This window comes from Micromonospora sp. NPDC048040, assembly GCF_055587185.1.
Map to the genome: position 1 here is coordinate 1 of NZ_JBVJGT010000065.1, position 17098 is coordinate 17098.

At 71.0% G+C, this 17098-nt stretch carries 13 protein-coding genes and 1 pseudogene; 13 read left to right on the plus strand and 1 reads right to left on the minus strand.

Annotated elements, in window-relative coordinates:
- Positions 1-189: 189 nt before the first annotated feature.
- Positions 190-777 (plus strand): annotated as a pseudogene (locus tag ACZ6O2_RS32140) (transposase); the annotation flags it as partial.
- A 4-nt stretch (positions 778-781) separates the two neighbouring features.
- Here the strand turns inward: ACZ6O2_RS32140 and ACZ6O2_RS32145 are convergent.
- Positions 782-1891 carry a uroporphyrinogen-III synthase gene (locus tag ACZ6O2_RS32145; RefSeq protein WP_466025573.1) on the minus strand — a complete coding sequence of 370 codons (1110 nt, stop codon included), beginning with the start codon at positions 1889-1891 and terminating at the stop codon, positions 782-784.
- Between the two features lie 573 nt (positions 1892-2464).
- Here ACZ6O2_RS32145 and ACZ6O2_RS32150 point away from each other — a divergent pair.
- The 12 genes from ACZ6O2_RS32150 to ACZ6O2_RS32205 all read left to right on the plus strand — a co-directional run bounded on the left by ACZ6O2_RS32150 (position 2465) and on the right by ACZ6O2_RS32205 (position 17096).
- Positions 2465-3766: an ABC transporter substrate-binding protein gene (locus ACZ6O2_RS32150; RefSeq protein ID WP_466025574.1), complete on the plus strand. Its 1302-nt coding sequence runs from the start codon at positions 2465-2467 to the stop codon at positions 3764-3766.
- Positions 3766-5217 (plus strand): ABC transporter permease, encoded by a 1452-nt coding sequence (locus tag ACZ6O2_RS32155; RefSeq protein ID WP_466025575.1) that lies wholly within the window; start codon positions 3766-3768, stop codon positions 5215-5217. Before ACZ6O2_RS32150 ends, ACZ6O2_RS32155 begins: the two co-directional genes overlap by 1 nt.
- The gene (locus ACZ6O2_RS32160) at positions 5217-6137 is read left to right on the plus strand and encodes a carbohydrate ABC transporter permease (RefSeq protein ID WP_393271203.1); all 921 of its coding nucleotides are present in this window, start codon (positions 5217-5219) and stop codon (positions 6135-6137) included. The genes ACZ6O2_RS32155 and ACZ6O2_RS32160 overlap by 1 nt, the downstream gene beginning before the upstream one ends.
- Positions 6138-6409: 272 nt before the next feature.
- Complete coding sequence (locus ACZ6O2_RS32165; protein WP_466025576.1) at positions 6410-6661, plus strand: hypothetical protein; 252 nt, start codon at positions 6410-6412, stop codon at positions 6659-6661.
- A gap of 248 nt (positions 6662-6909) precedes the next feature.
- Positions 6910-7539, plus strand: a complete 630-nt coding sequence (locus tag ACZ6O2_RS32170; protein WP_466025577.1) for a winged helix-turn-helix domain-containing protein — start codon at positions 6910-6912, stop codon at positions 7537-7539.
- A 203-nt stretch (positions 7540-7742) separates the two neighbouring features.
- Complete coding sequence (locus ACZ6O2_RS32175; RefSeq protein WP_466025578.1) at positions 7743-8981, plus strand: hypothetical protein; 1239 nt, start codon at positions 7743-7745, stop codon at positions 8979-8981.
- Positions 8982-9412: 431 nt separating this feature from the next.
- Positions 9413-11050: a ribosomal protection-like ABC-F family protein gene (gene abc-f / locus ACZ6O2_RS32180; RefSeq protein WP_466025579.1), complete on the plus strand. Its 1638-nt coding sequence runs from the start codon at positions 9413-9415 to the stop codon at positions 11048-11050.
- A 74-nt stretch (positions 11051-11124) separates the two neighbouring features.
- Complete coding sequence (locus ACZ6O2_RS32185) at positions 11125-12738, plus strand: ABC-F family ATP-binding cassette domain-containing protein (RefSeq protein WP_466025580.1); 1614 nt, start codon at positions 11125-11127, stop codon at positions 12736-12738.
- A gap of 140 nt (positions 12739-12878) precedes the next feature.
- Positions 12879-13766, plus strand: a complete 888-nt coding sequence (locus ACZ6O2_RS32190; protein WP_350709989.1) for an ABC transporter substrate-binding protein — start codon at positions 12879-12881, stop codon at positions 13764-13766.
- Positions 13763-14713, plus strand: coding sequence for an amino acid ABC transporter permease (locus tag ACZ6O2_RS32195; RefSeq protein ID WP_466025581.1), 951 nt, complete (start codon positions 13763-13765; stop codon positions 14711-14713). The genes ACZ6O2_RS32190 and ACZ6O2_RS32195 overlap by 4 nt, the downstream gene beginning before the upstream one ends.
- Complete coding sequence (locus tag ACZ6O2_RS32200) at positions 14710-15474, plus strand: amino acid ABC transporter ATP-binding protein (protein ID WP_350709985.1); 765 nt, start codon at positions 14710-14712, stop codon at positions 15472-15474. The genes ACZ6O2_RS32195 and ACZ6O2_RS32200 overlap by 4 nt, the downstream gene beginning before the upstream one ends.
- Positions 15474-17096 carry an N-acyl-D-amino-acid deacylase family protein gene (locus ACZ6O2_RS32205; RefSeq protein ID WP_466025582.1) on the plus strand — a complete coding sequence of 541 codons (1623 nt, stop codon included), beginning with the start codon at positions 15474-15476 and terminating at the stop codon, positions 17094-17096. Before ACZ6O2_RS32200 ends, ACZ6O2_RS32205 begins: the two co-directional genes overlap by 1 nt.
- The last annotated feature ends 2 nt before the right edge of the window (positions 17097-17098 follow it).

Sequence of the window (17098 nt, forward strand, 5' to 3'; positions counted from 1 at the left end):
CTACGAGAACGGCACCAGCATCCGGTTGCTACCCGCCCTCAAGGTAGCCTGAAGATCAACACATCGACCCTGTCCGTCGAATCGGGTCAAGCCCACATCGGCGGCGCCGGCTCCTACGGCGCCACCTTCACCGAACAGCTCACCGCCGCTGGCTTCACCGTCGCCGAGGCACCCGGCGTCTCCGCCATCAGTAGGCGCCGCCACGGCAAGAGCGACGCCCTGGACGCCATCGCGATGACTTAAACAGCCCGCGGCCTGAACGTAAACGAGCTGCGCTGGCCTCGCGCGACGGGTGCCCGCATCGCCCTGCGCGTCCTGACCGTCGCCCGCGAACAGATGAGCGGCGCACGCACCCGCGCCATCAACGCGCTGACCGCCCTGCTACGCACCGTCGACCTCGGCATCGGCGTCGTCGTTGCCGCGAACGTTCTACTGGCCTGGTCACACCCCGGACGCATCCGCTCCGAGGCCGCGTTCGCCGCCCTTGCCGGCGCATCACCACTACCGGCCTCATCAGGCAACACCACCCGACACCGACTCGACCGCGGCGGCGACCGACGCCTCAACCGTGCCCTCTACACCGTCGCCCTGGTTCGCATGGGCCACGACCCCCGCACCCGCGCCTACGTCACCCGCCGCACCGTCGAAGGACGCACCGGCGCGGTCATGCGCAACCTCAAGCGCTACATCTGCCGGCAACTCTTCAACCCCTGGCCGGCACACGCCCAGCCACCAGCACCACTTGGCAGTTGTAGAAGCGTTTCTGTGTGCCGGTGAGCGCTCAGGCCCCCAGCCGGTAGCCACGTTTCATCACGGTCTGGATCAGGTCGACGCCGTCCAGCGGGGTGTGGTCGAAGGCTCGCCGCAGCCGCGACACCGCCATCTCGACGGCGTGGTCGTCGACGTCGGCCCAGCTCGGCGCGGCTGCCCGGATCTCGGCCGGGGACAGCACCCGGCCGGGACGGCGGGCCAGCGCCCGTAGCACCGAGATCGGGCCGGGCTGGACCGGAATCACCTGGTGGCCGATCACCATCGCCTGGCTGCGGATCTCCACCCGGTGGCCCTGCACGTCGAGCTGGAGCGACCGTCCCGGGAGTTGGTTCGCCAGGACCTTGACCAGGTCCGGCAGGGCGGGACTGTTCGCCACGTACGCGCTGAGGCCGAACGCCCGCAGTGGCTCCGCCGCCAGGTGACCCAGACAGGCGGGCACGATGTCGGCGGTCAGCGCGTTGAGCACCTCGCCGAGTACGCCGTCGGCCTCGGCCTGGCGAAGCAGGTTCTCGGTGGCGGTCGCCCCGGTCAGCGCGACGGCGTCGACCTGCCGCCGGATGATGACTCCGCACAGCCGGCGCAGGATGTCGATCCGCAGCGGCGGGAGAAACCGGTTGGTGACGACCTCGACCACGGTCGCCCCGTTGCGGCGCAGGGCCTCGCAGTACTCCCGGTGTGGCTCCGACTCGATCTGCGCCACCACCCGGCGGCCGATCATCGGCTGGGCGAGGAGATAGCGGAACAGGTCTTCGGTGGTCGTGGAGGCGGTTGCCCATATCTGGCTCAGGCCGAGATCCCGCAGCGTGTCGGCGGCGTGCCCGTCGCGGGCCAGCAGGCGGGCGTGCGTCAGCCGGTCGACGAGCGCGTCGAGATGGCCGGTCTGCTGGACCACGCGCAGCCAGGCCCGCAGGCCCAGGCCCGACGACACGATGACCTCGTGCACCGGTCCCGTGACGCAGGAGCGGGTGGCGACGGCAACGGCCTCCACCACCGGTTGGGCCACCGAGCGGACCGCCTGGACGTTGATCGTCCGTGCCGAGGTGGCCTCCAGCAGGGTGGCGAGGTCGTGTCGACGACGCTCCGACAGGATGGCGACCGTGTACCCCGCCAGGTCCTCCACACTGTCCTCCTGTCACGCCGCTCAACCTCAACAGGTGCACGGTTCCGGACGGCGGTTGGCTCACTTCGATGCGACTCTTTCGTCGGGAAGAAGTGTCGCCGTAACAGGGCGGACATAGCAGTGGTGGCCAATCTCAACACCGTGACGGTTCGTTCACCGACCCGGTGCTACCGGATTTTGGGACGGCGCGCCGATCCGGGCGGTGTTTAACCAGTTCAGAGTGGATCGCCGAAGAGTTACCGGCGAGTCGGGTCCGGATCCGACAAGTTGATCTTGTGAGGTGTTCGTCGGTCCCGTCACGTAGCACCCAGTTGACTTCCGGGAAACGCGGTGGTGTTGAAGACTCGGCGCAATCACCGATCGGTTGATCGGATGCGATCGATAAGCGCCGACCCGGATGGGGACGGATGAGGGCGGGCCGACCGCCAATCCGGAACCTGGGTCGGCGTCCGTCGCCCGTCGACCGCGGTTGAGCTGCCACTCAACCGCGGTCGACTCCGAACGCGGGGCGGGCGGCGGGTCGTCGCCCGCCCCGGTCCAGTCCCGATCCGCAGACCAGATTCAGGAGGGTCCATGATACGACGATGGGTACCGCTCGCCGTGGCGACGGCGGTCCTTGCCACCGCCACAGGGTGCGGTGGCGATGCCGGCCCGACGTCCGGCGCGCCGGACGCGAACCTTGCCGGCAAGACGGTCGAGGTGGCGGCCACGTGGTCCGGTGCCGAGCAGGCGAACTTCCAGGCGGTGCTGGACGCCTTCGCCGCGAAGACCGGCGCGACGGTGAAGTACACCTCCGGCGGCAACGATCTGCCGGTGCTGCTCAACAGCCGGATCGCCGGGGGTTCGCCGCCGGATGTCGCGTTGATCTCGCAGCCCGGGGTGGTGGCCGAGTTCGTGAAGCGGGGCGCGATCAAGCCGCTGACCGGTGACGCGGCCGCCGCGATCAAGGCCAACTACAGCTCGGCCTGGCAGGAACTGGGCACCGTGAACGGGCAGCTCTACGGCGTCTACTTCAAGGTGGCCAACAAGTCGGTGATCTGGTACCGGGTCGACAGCTTCACCGACGCCGGGGTGCAGCCGCCGAAGACCTGGGACGAGCTGAAGACGGTCTCCGCCGCGCTCGCCGACTCCGGGGTGACGCCCATGGTGGCCGCCGGTGGCGACGGGTGGGTGCTGACCGACTGGTTCGAGAACACCTACCTCCGGGTCGCCGGCCCGGAAATGTACGACAAGCTGGCCAAGCACGAGATCCCCTGGACCGATCCCAGCGTGGTCAAGACGCTGACCCTGCTGGCCGACTACTGGCGTACGCCGCGCTTCCTGGCCGGCAACCCGACGCAGACCACCTTCACGCAGGCGATCGCCGACGTGTTCGGCAAGTCGCCGAAGGGAGCGATGCTGTTCGAGGGTGACTTCGTCGCCTCAGAGATCAACAAGCTGGGTGAGTTGAAGGTCGGCGAGTCGGCGAAGTTCTTCAACTGGCCGTCGGTCGACGGCTCGAAGCCGGCGGTGGTGACGGCGGGCGACCAGGCGGTCGCCTTCAAGGACACGCCGGAGGCGAACGCACTGATGGCCTTCCTCGCCTCGCCCGAGGCGGCGAGGATCATGGCGGCCAAGGGCGGGTTCATCTCGGCGAACTCGGGACTGGACGTCGCGACGTACGCGGACGACACCACCCGGGAACTCGCCGAAGCGGTGGTGAAGGCCGAATCGCTGCGCTTCGACCTGTCGGACCTCACGCCGCAGACGTTCGGCGGTGGGACCAGCGCCCACCTGTGGGTGCTGCTGCAGGACTTCCTGGCCAAGCCGATCGCCCCCGAGGCGTTGGCCCAGCAGCTCGAGGCCGCCGCGAAGAAGGACTTCGGAGGCAACTGATGACGATCACGCCCGACCCGGCCCAGGGCATCAGTCCGTCCCCTGCCCGAACAACGATCGGCCGGGCGAGCGTGGCCGATGGCCCCGGCGGCCCACGGCACGCCGCCGGCGGCCCGGGCCACCGGGACGCCCCCGGCGGCCCACGGACCACCGCCGGGACCGCGGCCCGCCGACGGTCGCGGGAGACCCGCCTGATGGTCGCGCTCTTCCTCGGCCCCGCCCTGGTGCTGCTGCTGGTGCTGGTCTGCTATCCCATCGTCTACACGCTGTGGCTCAGCTTCCGCAGCGGTGACGGATCGAGATTCGTCGGCCTCGACAACTACGTCACCATGTTCACCTCGCCGAACACCCGGCGAGCCATCCTGAACAACCTCGTCTGGGTGATCGTGGCGCCTGCCGTGGCCACCGCCCTTGGGCTGATCTTCGCGGTGTTGACCGAGCGGCTGCGCCGGTCGGCCGTGCTCAAGGCAGTCCTGTTCATGCCGATGGCCATCTCGTTCCTGGCCGCCGGCGTCACCTTCCGGCTGGTCTACGACGAGAACCCGGACCGCGGCGTGCTCAACGCGGTCGCGGTGTCGGTGCACGACGCCTTCGAGTCCCCGTCGCGCTACCACGGCGTGGATGCCCGAGAGCAGGGCGAGCTGGCGCCGATAAACGGCGGCTTCGAGTCCAGGGGGCCGGCGAACCCGGGTGAACCCGTCCACCTCGCCCTCGTCGGTCTGCCACCGGACCGGATCCCGACCGACGCCAAGCCGGCCACGGCACCCACCGGCGGCCCCGGACTGCAGGGGGTGGTGTGGCTCGACTTCACCCGCGGCGGCGGCGGCCAGGCGGGGATTGTCGACGCCGGCGAGGTGGGGTTGCCCCAGATGACCGTCGAGGCGGTGGCCGACGGGGGCAGGGTGGTCGCCACCACCCGGACCGACGCCGCCGGGCGGTTCGCGTTCCCCGAACTCACCTCCGGCCCATACGTCATCCGGCTGCCCGCCGACAACTTCACCGAGCCGTTCAACGGCGTCACCTGGCTCGGCCCTTCACTCATCACTCCCGCCGTCATCGGGGCGTACATCTGGATCTGGGCCGGCTTCGCCATGGTGCTGGTGTCGGCCGGGCTGGCCGCCCTGCCTCGGGAAGCACTCGAAGCGGCCCGGATGGACGGCGCGAGCGAGTGGCAGACATTCCGGCACGTGACCGTGCCGCTGGTCCGGCCGGTGCTCGTCGTGGTCCTGGTCACCCTGACCATCAACGTCCTGAAGATCTTCGACCTCGTCTACGTGCTCGCACCCGAGTCGTCCCAGGACGACGCGACCGTGGTCGCCCTGGAGATGTACCGGGTGTCCTTCGGCGGCGGCCTCGACTACGGGCTCGGCAGCGCCCTCGCGGTCCTGCTGTTCGCCCTGGTGCTCCCCGCGATGCTGTTCAACATTCGGCGCCTGAGGAGGGACAGCTGATGAGCCACGCCACCATCGACGCCGTACCGGAACTGATACCCGCCGGTACCGCGCGGGGCGGCCGGCCGCGACCGGGACCGTGGACCCGGTTCATGATGCGGTTCGGCAAGGCACTGCTGCGACTGCTGGTGGTCCTGATCGGCGTCTTCTGGCTGCTGCCGACCTTCGGCCTGGCCGTGGCGAGCCTGCGTAGCAGCGCCGACAACAGCGCCACCGGCTGGTGGACGGTCTTCACCGCACCGGCCCAACTGACCCTCGACAACTACGCCCAGGTGCTGCAGAACGAGCGGATCGTCGAATCGCTGTGGAACACGGTGCTGATCACCGTGCCGTCGACCCTGCTCGTGGTGCTGCTCGGCGCACTCGGCGCGTACGCCCTGGCCTGGATGGACTTCCCCGGCCGAGACTGGCTGTTCGCGCTGGTCGTCGCGTTGATCGTCGTGCCGATCCAGGTGGCGATCGTGCCGGACGCACGGATCTTCCGGACCCTCGGCATCTACGGCGAGATCCCAGCGGTGGTTGCCTTCCACGTGGCCTTCGGGTTGCCGTTCGCGATCTTCCTGCTGCGGAACTTCTTCCTGAACATCCCGCGCGACCTGCTCGAGGCGGCCCGCATCGACGGCGCCCGGGAAATGCTCATCTTCGCCCGCGTGGTGCTGCCGATCGGCTGGCCGGCCATCGCCTCGCTGGCGATCTTCCAGTTCCTGTGGGTCTGGAACGACCTGCTGGTCGCGCTCGTCTTCGCCACCTCCGACAATGCCCCGATCACCTACGCCCTGCGGGAGCAGATGCGGTCGTTCTCGTCCAACCTCGACACGATCGGTCCCGGCGCGTTCCTGTCCATGCTCGTGCCGCTCGCGGTCTTCTTCGCCTTCCAGCGCTACTTCGTGCAGGGCGTCCTCGCCGGGTCAGGCAAGTAGCGAAAGGTGAATCACGGGGTGCGCGCCGGGCAGGACGCAGGGGCGCGCACCCCGCAGCCCGGGACCCGGAACCCGGGACCGGGGTGGGGCCGGACTCCGCCGACCCACCCCGGGCACCGCCGTTCGGCGAATCCGTCGGCTGCCCGAATTACGTCGGTCGCCCGAGGCGATCGGCCAGCCCCGCATCTCGTGCGTGCGACCTCGGTGGTGGTGCGCCTGGTGCCGGATCTGCCTCGCGGGCATGGCCGCCACCTACCGGAAAGGAGCCGGTGATGAGCCCGTCGGAACTGCTCGGTACCAGGGCGGAGGCACTCTTCGCCTCCACGCTCCAACCGTCGACGGATCCGACGCCCGAACAGATCCGGCAGGCGGTGCTGAACAGCGTCAGCCGGCACCGGGCGGCCGGTTGCGCGGCACTCGTCGCGCAGGAGTACGGCGACCATCCGGTCGAGGCGGTCAGTCGCATGCGCTGGGCCGTGGCCGCCGTCCGGGCGGCGTACCAACTGGTCGGGCCGTCGGCCTGACCGCCGGCGTCCGGCGTCCGCGAGTACGGACCGAGGTTCCGGCTGGTCGGTTGGGGTAGTGGCGGCCGGCCAGTCAGATGGTGAGGCCCTTCATGGTGGTTGATCAGTCCATGGTCGGCCGGTCGGCCTGCTGCCTTCCGGCTGAGGACGTCTCTCCGGCGGCAGGCTCTGCGCTGTCGGCGATCTCTCGATGCCGTCAAGGACGGCGCCCGCGGACCAGCACCGGTCGCCGTCAGCTGTGCATACCCGTGCTGGATGTCCCGCTGTGCTACGCCGGGCTGGAGTTGCAGACGTCCACCGGCCTGGTCCGACTGCACGCTGAGTCGAGCGCGGTCATGCTCAGTGGCCAGCAGGCCGCCGTGCTGGCCGTCCTGATCACCGCGCGGGGGACGCCCCTCAGCCGGGAGGCGATCTGGGCCGCCATGCCGCGCGGGTACCGACCGCCGACGGCTGCCCAGATCGGCGTGGTGATCGCCAACATCCGTAGGAAGATCGGTGCCGCACGCATTCTCACCGGGACGGACGGCTGGTGGGTGCGGGACCCGATCGCGCCCCATCCGGTCGACGGCACCGACGTGCTGTCGTTCGGCAGCCTGCGACTCGATGTCGGCCATCGGTACGTCCTCGACGGGCCGGCTCGGTTCATCCGGCTCGGCCCGCAGGAGTTCGCCGTGCTGCGGGTACTCGTCGAGGCGCGGGGAGTGGCGCGTAGCAGGAGTGGGATCTGGTCGTCGTTGCCGCCGCACGACCGGCCCGCCACGATCGCCGCGGTGGGCGTGCACATCCACCACCTCCGGGAACGCCTCGGGCCTGACCGGATCATCACAGGTGGGGGCGGTTGGCGGCTGGCCGGCCCGGCGGATCGACGGCAGGGCTGAGTCGACGATCGCGCGGACCCGATCTGCCTCCACCGTGGAGAGGTGCACGGTGCTGCGGCGCCGGTCGAGTTGCCAGGGGTGTGGCCATCGCCGCCGCGCCGATCCGGCCCTCGCACAGTAGGGGGTGAGCGGAGGATACCGACGCGAGCCCATTGCGGATAGTGTCCTCGGCCGTACCGTCCGCTCGCCTGAAGGGTTCTGCTATGGCCTTTGGTCATCGATGGCTGGTGCGAACTGCCGCCGCCGCGCTGCTCGTCCTTGCCGGGACGGCTACCCCCGCCGGGTCCGCCTCGGCGGCGGACACGGGCGCGAAGTTCACGTTCGATCTGGCCGGTACGACGATTCCGCTGGGGGTGGCCAAGAAGAGAGTCCACCTGAGACTCACCAATCTGACCGACCAGACCCCGAGTGAGGTCATTTTCTACGTCCGCCCCTCCGAGCTGGACTGGTCGACCAAGGCCGCACTCATCTGGCCGGAGGGCGGTGGCTCCGGTGAGTGTGACGGCGACCACTCGGGCTGGTACTGCCGCATCGAATCGAGCCTGTTTCCGGAGCTGATGCCGGAACCCGGCGGGACGGTGGATCTGCCCATCGATATTCAGGTCTACGAAAAGAAGAAGCCCTACGAAGGCAGGTTCCACGTCGAGGCCGGCATGGCCTGGGGCGACGACAAGATGCAACTCAGTGCCAGCAAATGGTTCACGCTCAAGTTGGTCGACGATCCCGAAGCCGACCTGTCGGTGGTGGCGCCGGACGTGAAGCAGTCGGTGCGGGTCGGCGCGGACGGCCGGCTCGAATCCACCGGGACGTTGAACCCGGGGGAGACGGGCGCGGTGCGGTACCGGGTCGTCAACCAGGGCCGGAAGGCGGTCAGCGGCGTCAAGGCCACGCTGCGCCTGCCCAAGGGTGTGACGTTCACCCAACCGCCGAAGGAGTGTGCGGTCGGCGACGACGGGCGGTCAGCGGTGTGCACCTACGACACGCTCGCGCTCGTACCGGTCGGCCAGGACACCAACCCGAACGACAGCGTCTACTCCGCTGTCGAGTTGCACAATCTGGCGACGGTGTCGGCCGCCATCAAGGCACCCGTCGCCTTGGCGGGCGGGACTGTGCAGGTCGAGGGCTTGACCGAGCGGACGGACACCCGCTCCGGCCCGGAGCATGCCGAACTTCCGGCGAACGCCGTCGCCGTAAAGGCAGCCGACGTGGACGACAGCGACAACGAGGACGGGTTCGCCGTCGTGGTCGCCGCGAGCGGCAGTGGCGGGGACGGTGACGATGACGGCGGCAGCGGTGGCGGCGGGGGTGACTTGCCGATCACCGGGCCGCAGTCCGGGCTGATCGCCGGAGCCGGTCTCGCCATGGTGGCCGGTGGCGGCATCATGTTGCTCCTCGCCCGGCGCCGCCGCGCGGTCCGCGGGGACGGGACGCCCGCTGTCTGACGTGTCTTCCACCGGTCCGCGAGGGCCGTTCACGTGAAGGGCGGGATGGTCTCCCATCCCGCCCTTCGCTTTCCCGCACGCACGTCGGGTACGAGCACCAGCGCGCATCTGAGGCACCGCTACCACTGCGTCGCCTCGTAGACGCGCTCACGCGGTGGCTTTGCGGATCATCGGCCCAAGCCCAGGCGTTCTCCCGCGAGGCGGTTGCCGTACCGGTGCCACTCGGGAAGTTGTTAAGCTGGTGCCGCGCGGCGGAGACCGCGATGAGAGTGCGAGGGAGCGGACTGTGGTGACGGGGGACGACGACATCTCGGGGTGAGCGGCCCCGGCCGCCTGCCGGCCTGCGCCGGTGCGGCGTGTCTCGTCGTAGACCTGTCTGCCCGACCGGGGTGTCTGTCGCGTCCCCGGCTCTCTTTCGAGGGTGTCTCCCGATGTCTGACGTCTGCATTGTTTGTACCAACCTGTCCTTTTCCTGGCCGGACGACACTCCGGTCTTCCAGGACCTGTCCTTCACCGTGCCGCCCGGCCGTACGGGCCTGGTCGCGCCGAACGGCGCCGGCAAGACGACCCTGCTCCGCCTGATCGCGGGCGACCTCACCCCGACCGGTGGCGGCGTGACGGTCGAGGGTGTGCTCGGCTACCTGCCGCAGGACCTGCCCCTGGCCGGTGACCTGACCGTCGCGGAGGTGCTCGGGGTCGACGCGACCCTCGCGGCGCTGCGCGCCATCGAGGCGGGTGACGCGGCGGAGGAGCACTTCACGGCCGTCGGGGACGACTGGGACGTGGAGGAGCGCAGCCGCGCCGAACTTGACCGGCTGGGCCTCGGTGACGTGGGGTTGGACCGGCGCCTGCGCACTCTCAGCGGCGGGCAGGTGGTGTCGCTCGGCCTGGCGGCGCAGCTGCTCAGGCGCCCGGACGTGTTGCTGCTGGACGAGCCGACCAACAACCTCGACATCGACGCGCGGCACCGGCTGTACGAGGTGCTGGAGGGCTGGTCCGGGTGTCTGCTGGTGGTCAGCCACGACCGGGTCCTGTTGGACCGGATGGACCGCGTAGCCGAGCTCGACCGTGGTGAGGTGCGTCTGTTCGGCGGGAACTTCACCGCGTACGAGGAGGCGTTGCGCGTGGCGCGCGAGGCGGCGGAGCGGACCGTGCGCAGCGCCGAGCAGGACGTGAAGCGGGAGAAGCGGGAGATGCAGCAGGCCCGGGAGCGGGCCGACCGCCGGGCCAGCAACGCGGCCCGCAACCTCGGCAACGCCGGCCTGGCCCGCATCGTCGCCGGTGGGCTCAAGCGCAGCGCCCAGGAGTCGGCCGGCCGGGCACAGCAGGCACACGCAAACCGGGTCAGCGAGGCCCAGAGCCGGCTCGACGAGGCCAGTCGGACGCTGCGCGACGACCAGGCGCTGACCCTGGACCTGCCCGACACGACCGTTCCCGCCGGCCGCACCGTGTTCGCCGGCGAGCGTATGCAGGTCCACCACGGCGACCGGGCCGTCTTCGCCGGCGACGGCGCCGACCTGACCATCCGGGGACCGGAGCGCATCGCGCTGACCGGCCCCAACGGCGCCGGGAAGTCCACCCTGCTGCGTCTGTTGCAGGGTGACCTCCACCCGGACGCCGGGCAGGTGCACCGCGCCGACGGCCGCGTCGCGTACCTGTCGCAACGGCTGGACCTGCTGGATCTCGACCGGACGGTCGCGGAGAACTTCGCCGCGTACGCCCCCGACCGGCCGCAGGCCGAACGGATGAACCTGCTCGCCCGGTTCCTGTTCCGCGGCGCCCGAGCCCACCTCCCCGCCGGCGTGCTCTCCGGCGGCGAACGGCTGCGCGCCACCCTCGCCTGCGTCCTCTACGCCCAGCCGGCACCCCACCTGCTGCTGCTCGACGAACCCACCAACAACCTCGACCTGGTCAGCGTGGGCCAACTGGGAAGCGCCCTGACCGCCTACCGGGGTGCGTTCGTGGTGGTCAGCCACGACGAACGGTTCCTCACCGACATCGGTGTGCAGCGGTGGCTCCGCCTCGATGGCGGCCACCTGCGCGAGATCCCCGCGCCCGAGCGCGCCTGACCGCCGACTCCGCCCTGCTCCGGGCCACGGGCCGTGCCGGCCCGTGGCCCGGAGCACCCCGAAGGTGACCCCCCATGCCCGAAGCACTGCTCGCTCACGACCTCGTCCACACCCTCGGCAGCCGTCGCGTGCTGGACGGGGTCTCCCTCACCGCGGCCCCCGGCCGCCGGATCGGCCTGATCGGCGAGAACGGCACCGGCAAATCCACCCTGCTCCGCCTGCTCGCCGGTGCGGACGAACCGGACGCCGGCAGCGTCGTTCGCCCACCAGACCTCGGCTACCTGCCGCAGGAAGCCCCCTACGACCCGGCCGCGACCGTGGCGGACGTGCGCGACGATGCCCTGCGCGAGGCCCGTGCCGTCCTCGCCGACCTCGATCGGCTCGCCGACCGGCTCGCCGGCACCGCCGACGACACACCCGACCACGAACGGCTGCTCGCCGATTACGGCGATCTGCTCGACCGCGCCCAGGACATCGACGCCTGGGGCGCCGAGCGACGCGCCGGCATGGTCCTCGCGGCACTCGGTCTCGGCGATGTGGCACCGGAGCGGGCGCTCGCCGCGCTCTCCGGCGGCCAGCGCGGCCGGCTCGCACTCGCCGCCCTGCTCATCCGCCTGCCCTCGGCGCTGCTGCTCGACGAACCCACCAACCACCTCGACGACGCCGCGGCGGCGTTTCTCGAGCAGCAGTTGCGCGACCTGCCCGGAGCCGTCGTCGTGGCCAGCCACGACCGGGCCTTCCTCGACGCGGTCTGCACCGACCTGATCGACCTCGACCCCGCTGTCGCCGGCCCGGTCCGCTTCGGCGGCACCTACCGCGACTATCTGGCTCACCAGCGCAACGAGCGGGAGCGCTGGCAGCGACGCCACGCCGACCAGCAGGAGGAACTGGCCGAGCTGCGCCGGCAGCTCGCGGTGACCGCGCACGAGGTCGCGCCGGGCCGGGACCGGCGCGACAACGAGAAGATGGGATACGGCCACACCGCCGGCAGGGTGCAGAACCAGATCGCCCGACGGGTACGCGCCGCCGGCCGCCGGCTCGACGACCTCGAACGTACCGCCGTCGCGTCACCACCCGAACCGCTGCGGTTCCGCGCCACCGCGCTGGCCACCGCCACCGCCGACGGGACCCTCGTCAGCCTGCGTCACGTGCGGATACCCGGCCGACTCACCCTCGACCGTCTCGACCTCGCCGCCACCGACCGGCTGCTGGTCACCGGCGCCAACGGTGCGGGCAAGTCCACGCTCCTCGCCGTCCTCGCCGGCCGGCTGGAGCTGGCCGGTCACGTCCGGCGCCGCCCCGACCTGCGCATCGGCGTACTGACCCAGGACACGGTGTTCGACCGGCCCGAGCGCACCGCCGAGGAGATCTACGCCGACGTCCTGGGCCACGTGCGCGCCGAGGCCGTACCGCTGGACGACCTCGGCCTGCTCACCGCCCACGACGCGCGCCGGCCGATCGGCGAGCTGTCGGTCGGCCAGCGACGCCGGCTCGCCCTGGCCCTGTTGGTGGCCGACCCACCCGATCTGCTGCTGCTCGACGAGCCCACCAACCACCTCTCGCCCCGGCTCTGCGACGAGCTGGAGGACGCCCTCGGCGGCAGCCCCGGCGCCGTCGTGGTCGCCAGCCACGACCGGTGGTTGCGCTCCAGGTGGCGCGGACGCGAGATCCAGCTTCCCGGCACCTGAACGGGTGCCCGCCGCGACCTGCACGGCGAACGCGGGTGAGCCTCGAATAATTCGATGCTCACCCTGCAAAGCATTCGGGCTGTTCATGCTGGCTGATCCCCGATAGGGTCCCCGCCATCGTCTCAGGCAGGAGGTTTCGGGTGGTCAGGAAGCGTGCGCTTCGCATTGTCGTCGGTCTCGCCGCACTCTCACTCGCCGTCGCCGGCTGCGGACGTTCGACCAGCGGTCAGACGCCGCAGGCCGGTGGTTCCGCCTCGGTCGCCGCCGACGCCAAGGCTGCCGACCTGGTTCCGGCCGCCCTCAAGGAGAAGGGTGTGCTCCGGGTCGCCACCGCCGAGGGCTACCCGCCGATGGAGATGTACAAGGAGGGGACCCAGGAGCTGACCGGCGTCGACCCGGACCTGGCGGCGGCGATCGCCGGGCGGCTCGGCCTGAAGCTGGAGATGACCAACGCCAGCTTTCCCGGCCTGATCCCGGGCCTGCAGGCCGACCGCTGGGACCTGGCGATGTCCTCGATGAGCGACACCGAGGAGCGCCGTAAGGCCGTCGACTTCGTCGACTACTTCCAGGCCGGCGGCGCGATCATGGTGGCGAAGGGCAACCCGGCCGGGGTGAAGGATCTGGCGGACCTGTGCGGCCGGGCCGTGGTGCTCGCCAAGGGCAGCTCCAACCTCGCCATCGGGGAGAAGCAGAACGCCTCGTGCGCCAAGAAGATGACCATCTCGCAGAGCGAGGACGCCCCGACCGGCCTGCTGCAGATCGACGCCGGGCGCGCGGTGGCCACCATCGTCGACTACCCGGTGGCCAAGATGCTCGCCGGACAGAGCGGCAAGTACGAGGTCCTGGAGACCCAGTACGAGGCCGGCCCGTGGGGCATCGCGATCGACAAGAAGGACAGCCAGCTGCGTGACGCCGTCCAGCGGGCACTCCAGGAGCTGATCGAGGCGGGCGAGTACGCCAAGATCCTCGAGAAGTGGGGCGTGCAGGGCAGCGGTGTGCAGACCGCGACGGTCAACGACCAGAAGTGAGCACACCGGTGGATGCGATCGTCAAGGGCCCGGCTCCGGCCGGGCCCGCCGGCCCGGAGGTGAACCGGATCAGCCACCCGCTGCGACCGGGGCGCTGGCTGGCCGCCGGGGTGACCGCCCTGGTCCTGGCCTGGCTGGCCTGGACCATTGCGATCAACCCGAACCTGCACTGGGACATCGTCGTCGAGTACCAGTTCGACCGGGTCATCCTGGAAGGGCTCTGGGTCACCGTCCAGCTCACGGCCGCCTCCATGGCGATCGGCGTGGTGCTCGGCGTCATCGTGGCGCTGATGCAGGTCTCCGACAGCCGTACCCTGCGCGCCGGCGCCATGGCATACGTCTGGTTCTTCCGTGGCACGCCGCTGCTGGTGCAGCTGATCTTCTGGTTCAACATCGCGCTGATCTTCCCTGAGGTCGGGCTGGGCGTGCCGTTCGGCGGCCCGAAGTTGGTGACCTGGGAGACGAACAGCCTGGTCACCGGATTCGTCGCGGCGCTGCTCGGGCTGAGCATCAACGAGGGCGCCTACATGAGCGAGATCGTCCGGGCCGGCCTGCGCTCGGTCGACCCCGGCCAGCAGGAGGCCGCGGCGGCGTTGGGCATGTCGCGCATGAAGATCATGAAGCGGGTGGTGCTGCCCCAGGCGATGCGGATCATCGTCCCGCCGACCGGCAACCAGTTCATCTCCATGCTGAAGACCACCTCGCTCGTCTCGGTGATCGCCGGCGCCGACCTGCTCACCGTCGCCCAGCGGCTCTACCTGACCAACTTCGAGGTGATCGCCCTGCTGATCGTCGCGTCCATCTGGTACCTGGTCCTGACCACCGTCGCCAGCATCGGCCAGTACTACCTGGAACGCCGATTCAGCCGCGGCTTCGGCGCCACCGCTCCGGGCACCCTGCGCGGGCGGATCACCCGCAACCTGCGCCTCACGGGGAGCGCGCGATGACCCCGCCCATGGTGCAGTGCCGGTCCCTGCGCAAGAGCTTCGGCCGCCTGGAGGTGCTGCGCGGCATCGACCTGACCATCGAACGCGGCCGGGTCGTCTGCGTGGTCGGCCCCTCCGGATCCGGCAAATCCACCCTGCTGCGCTGCCTCAACCACCTGGAGGAGCCGCAGGCGGGTCGGGTCTACGTCGACGGCGAGCTGATCGGGTACGAGGAGCGCGGCGGCCGGCTGCGACCGCTGCCGGACGCGCGACTGCGCCGGCAGCGCGAGTCGATCGGCATGGTCTTCCAGCGCTTCCACCTGTTCCCGCACCGCACGGCCCTGGAGAACGTGATGGAGGGCCTGGTCGCGGTGAAGGGCGTCCGGGCGGCCGACGCGCGACAGCGCGCCGCCGACCTGCTCGACCGGGTCGGCCTGGCCGACCGCGCCCACCACTACCCGGCACAGCTCTCCGGCGGCCAGCAGCAGCGGGTGGCCATCGCGCGGTCCCTGGCCATGTCGCCGAAGCTGATGCTCTTCGACGAGCCGACCTCGGCGCTCGACCCGGAACTGGTCGGCGAGGTGCTGGAGGTGATGAAGGACCTCGCGGCGAGCGGGATGACCATGATCGTGGTGACCCACGAGATGGGCTTCGCCCGGGAGGTCGGCGACCACCTCGTCTTCATGGACGAGGGCCTGATCGTCGAGCAGGGGCCACCCCACGAGGTGCTCACCGCTGCGCGGCACGACCGTACCCGCGCCTTCCTGTCCAAGGTCCTCTGATGGCGCGGTTGGACCTGCTGGTCACCGGCGGCGACGTGATCGACGGCAGCGGCTCGCCGGCCCGCCCCGCCGACGTGGGCGTCCGGGACGGGCGAATCGTGCTGCTGCCGCCGGGCAGTCGCACGCCCGCCAGCGAGGTGGTCGACGCGAGCGGCCTAGCCGTCACGCCGGGCTTCATCGACGTGCACACCCACTCCGACCTGCTCGCCGGCGACGACGCGCAGCGCGAGGTGCTGCGCCGGGCGCCGCTGCTCCAGGGCGTCACCACGGAGATCTGCGGCAACTGCGGGATCAGCCCCTTCCCGGTCCCACCCGACCGCGCCGGCCCGGTGCGGGAGCTGCTCGCCGCGACCTTCGGTCCGCCCGCGTCGGCGTACGCGTCGTTCGTCGAGTTCGCCGACGCGCAGGGCGTGGCCCGGCGCAACCACCTCGCCGCCCTCGTCGGACACGGAACGTTGCGCGCCGCGGTGGTCGGCTTCGCCCAACGGCGGGCCACGCCCGAGGAGACCCGGCGGATGTGCCGGCTGCTCGACGAGGCGCTCGCCGCGGGCGCGGCCGGCCTGTCGACCGGCCTGATCTACTCCCCGGGCGTCAACGCCGGCACCGACGAGGTCATCGCGCTGGCCCGGGTCGCGGCCGCGCACGGCAAGCCGTACGTGACGCACCTGCGTGACGAGATGTCCCAGGTCGAGTCGGCCCTCGAAGAGGCCGTCGAGATCGCCACCGCGGCCGGGGCGGCGCTGCAGGTCTCGCACCACAAGACGGCCGGGCGGCGCGCCTGGGGCGCCACCGTGCGCACCCTCGCCCGACTCGAACGGGCGCGCGCCGAGGGACTCGACGTCACCTGCGACGTCTACCCGTACACCGCGGGCAGCACCGCCCTGCACGCGATGCTGCCGCCGTGGCTGATCGCCGACGGAGTGCCCGCGATGCTCACCGCCGTCGCCGATCCGGCGGTCCGCGACCGGATCCGCACCGACCTGGTCGCCGGGGTGCCGGGCTGGGAGAACACCGTGGGAAACGGCGGCTGGGACCTGATCCGGGTCGCGTCCGCCGCGCGCAACACCGACGCCCAGGGGCACACGATCGCCGAGCTGGCCGCCGCGCGTGGCGTCGACCCGGTCGACTACGCCTGCGACCTGCTGGCCGCCGAACGCGGCGACGTCACCATCCTCAGCCACTCGATGCACGAGGACGACGTACGCCGGGTGCTGGCCAGCCGGCTGACCATGCTCTGCTCGGACGGCGTACCGAAGGGGGGCCGCCCGCACCCGCGGTGGGCGGGCAGCTTCGCCCGGGTCCTCGGCCACTACGTTCGTGACGTGGGACTGCTGGAGCTGGCGGAGGCGGTGCACAAGATGACGGCGATGCCCGCCCGCCGCTTCGGCCTACCAGACCGCGGGCTGCTCGCCGACGGGTACGCCGCGGACCTGGTGGTCCTCGACCCGCAGCGGGTCGCCGACGGCGCCACGTACGACGATCCGCTGGCGCCTCCGCACGGCGTGCGGTGCGTGGTGGTCGGAGGCCGGATCGTGGTGGACGGCGGCGAGGTCACCGACGCGCGACCGGGCCGGGTGCTGGCCGTGCCGGACCGGCAGCCCGCCTGGCCGGGGCCACGATGAGG